We start from the raw sequence: 2,746 nt of genomic DNA on the forward strand, positions 1-2,746 counted from the left end.
GGGCATCGTGAAAAATCTATGGCAAAGAAAGCCTTATGTTCTCATAACTGACGATTAAATCGCACCTTCCTTAACAATTGCGCAAAACAATTTAACAGTTTTATCATAGTCATGACATTCACCAAATGGTTCGCATTCAGTTCTGAATAACAGCCAGAATGATCGCTTTAAGACCTTATGGTCACAATCATAACAATTCACCCCACAAGAATTTATCCATTTGGTTCGTAAGGTTTACCCGAATCAAAAAAGGGGTAAAGGAGATGGACATGGCACCTGGTAGCACGCCTTGCAGGATGGTTACCTTCCTGCGCTGGCTTCTCGCCATTCTGATGCTCGTCATCGGTCTGGCTATCGGTATTCCCGGCATCAAACTCATTACATTAGGCGGCAGCACCTACTTTACAGTGATGGGGATCGCGATGGTTATCGCGGCGCTGCTGATTATCAAAAACAAAATCAGCGGTGTTGCGCTTTATGCGCTGGCCTTTATCGCTTCGATTTTCTGGGCGGTTGCAGATGCAGGCTGGTCATTCTGGCCACTGTTTTCCCGCCTCTTCACCTTCGGCGTACTCGCCTTCCTGGCCGCCGTGCTCTGGCCGTTTATGCGCGCTCAGAAGCAGGCGAAGCCGGTCAATAAATCGGTATTTGCGCTCCCGGCGGTACTCGGTGTTTTATTGCTGGCCAGCGCAGGCGGTATGTTCCACACCTGGAACGTGATTGCGCCGGACGAAGCCATTTCGGTCAAACCGGTAGCGGCAGACAGCAAACAGCAGGACTGGAAGCACTGGGGCAATACCACCCACGGCGATCGTTTTGCCGCGCTTGATCAGATCAACAAACAAAATATCAACCAGTTGCAGGTTGCCTGGGTTGCCCACACCGGGGATATTCCTCAGAGCAACGGCTCCGGCGCCGAAGACCAGAACACCCCGCTGCAAATTGGCGACACCCTGTACATCTGTACTCCGTACAGCAAAGTGCTGGCGCTGGATGTGGATTCTGGCAAGGAAAAATGGCGTTATGACGCCAAAGCGACTGCGCCAAACTGGCAACGCTGCCGTGGCCTTGGCTATTACGAAGAGAGCCAGGCAAGCCTCGCGCCTGTTGCCAGCGCGCAACCTGCCGCCTGCCCGCGTCGCCTCTTCCTGCCCACCACCGATGCCCGCCTGCTTGCCATTAATGCCGACAACGGTCAGCTTTGCGCTGATTTTGGCGACCACGGCACCGTTGACCTCAGCGTCGGCATGGGGGAAATAAAACCGGGTTACTACCAGCAAACCTCAACGCCGCTGGTGGCGGGGAATGTAGTGGTGGTCGGCGGCCGCGTGGCGGATAACTTCTCCACCGATGAACCGCCAGGTGTGGTTCGTGCTTACGATGTGCACACCGGCAAACTGGCCTGGGCGTGGGATCCGGGTAACCCGGCGCTGAAAGGTCTGCCGCCTGAAGGGCAAGCCTTTACCCGTGGCACGCCAAACGTCTGGTCGGCAATGTCTTATGACGCAAAACTGAACCTGATCTATCTCCCGACCGGGAATGCCACCCCGGACTTCTGGGCAGGCGAACGTACCGCGCTCGACGATAAATACAGCTCCTCGATTGTTGCGGTTGATGCCACAACAGGCGACGTGCGCTGGCACTTCCAGACCACTCACCACGATCTGTGGGACTTTGACCTGCCTTCACAGCCGCTGCTGTACGACCTGCCAGACGGTAAAGGCGGTACCACACCGGTTCTGGTCCAGACCAGCAAGCAGGGCATGATCTTTATGCTCAACCGCCAAACGGGCGAGCCGGTAGCCAAAGTGGAAGAGCGCCCGGTTCCTGCCGGCAACATTGAGGGTGAGCGTTATTCCCCTACCCAGCCGTACTCCGTGGGCATGCCAATGATTGGCAACGAAACCCTGACAGAGTCGGATATGTGGGGGGCGACACCTGTTGATCTGCTGGTGTGCCGTATTGCCTTTAAAGGCATGCGTCATCAGGGCGTCTACACCCCGCCGGGTCTTGATCGCGCGTTGCAGTTCCCCGGCTCTTTGGGTGGGATGAACTGGGGCAGCGTCTCCGTTGACCCGACGAACAACCTGATGTTTGTTAACGATATGCGTCTGGGTCTGGCGAACTATATGGTGCCGCGCGAAAAAGTGGCCAAAAACGCCAGTGGTATCGAGATGGGGATCGTGCCGATGGACGGTACGCCGTTTGGCGCAATGCGCGAACGTTTCCTCTCGCCGATGGGCATTCCCTGCCAGAAACCGCCGTTCGGCACCATGTCGGCTATCGACCTGACCAGCGGCAAAATGGTGTGGCAGGTTCCGGTCGGTACCGTGCAGGATACGGGACCGATGGGGATCCGCATGCATATGCCAATCCCTATCGGGATGCCAACCCTGGGGGCTTCGCTTTCCACGCAATCCGGCCTGCTGTTCTTCGCCGGTACGCAGGATTTCTATCTGCGCGCCTTTGATACCGCAACAGGTAAAGAAATCTGGAAGGATCGCCTGCCGGTTGGCAGCCAGTCCGGCCCGATGACCTATGTGTCGCCGAAGACCGGCAAACAGTACATCATCATCAATGCCGGTGGCGCACGTCAGTCGCCGGATCGGGGTGATTACGTAATTGCTTACGCATTACCTGATAAGAAGTAATAAAAAAGGGCCGCAGGGCCCTTTCAGATTGCTGACGAACCCCACGTTTTTCGTGGGGTTTTGTTTTTGTAGCGACCGCAGGTCGCGATCGCGAT

Annotated in this window: 1 protein-coding gene; it reads left to right on the forward strand. The window is 56.0% G+C overall.

Going from position 1 to position 2,746, the window contains the following annotated elements; all coding sequences use genetic code 11:
* Window positions 1–269: 269 nt before the first annotated feature.
* Window positions 270–2,651: a glucose/quinate/shikimate family membrane-bound PQQ-dependent dehydrogenase gene (locus tag ACSZO4_RS25290; protein ID WP_437891841.1), complete on the forward strand. Its 2,382-nt coding sequence runs from the start codon at window positions 270–272 to the stop codon at window positions 2,649–2,651.
* The last annotated feature ends 95 nt before the right edge of the window (window positions 2,652–2,746 follow it).

Source organism: Phytobacter sp. V91 (assembly GCF_965644225.1).
Lineage (GTDB): Bacteria > Pseudomonadota > Gammaproteobacteria > Enterobacterales > Enterobacteriaceae > CBFFRJ01.

Coding starts and splice junctions, on each gene's coding strand:
- ACSZO4_RS25290 (WP_437891841.1), top strand. CDS start 270: ATGGCACCTGGTAGCACGCCTTGCAGGATGGTTACCTTCCTGCGCTGG.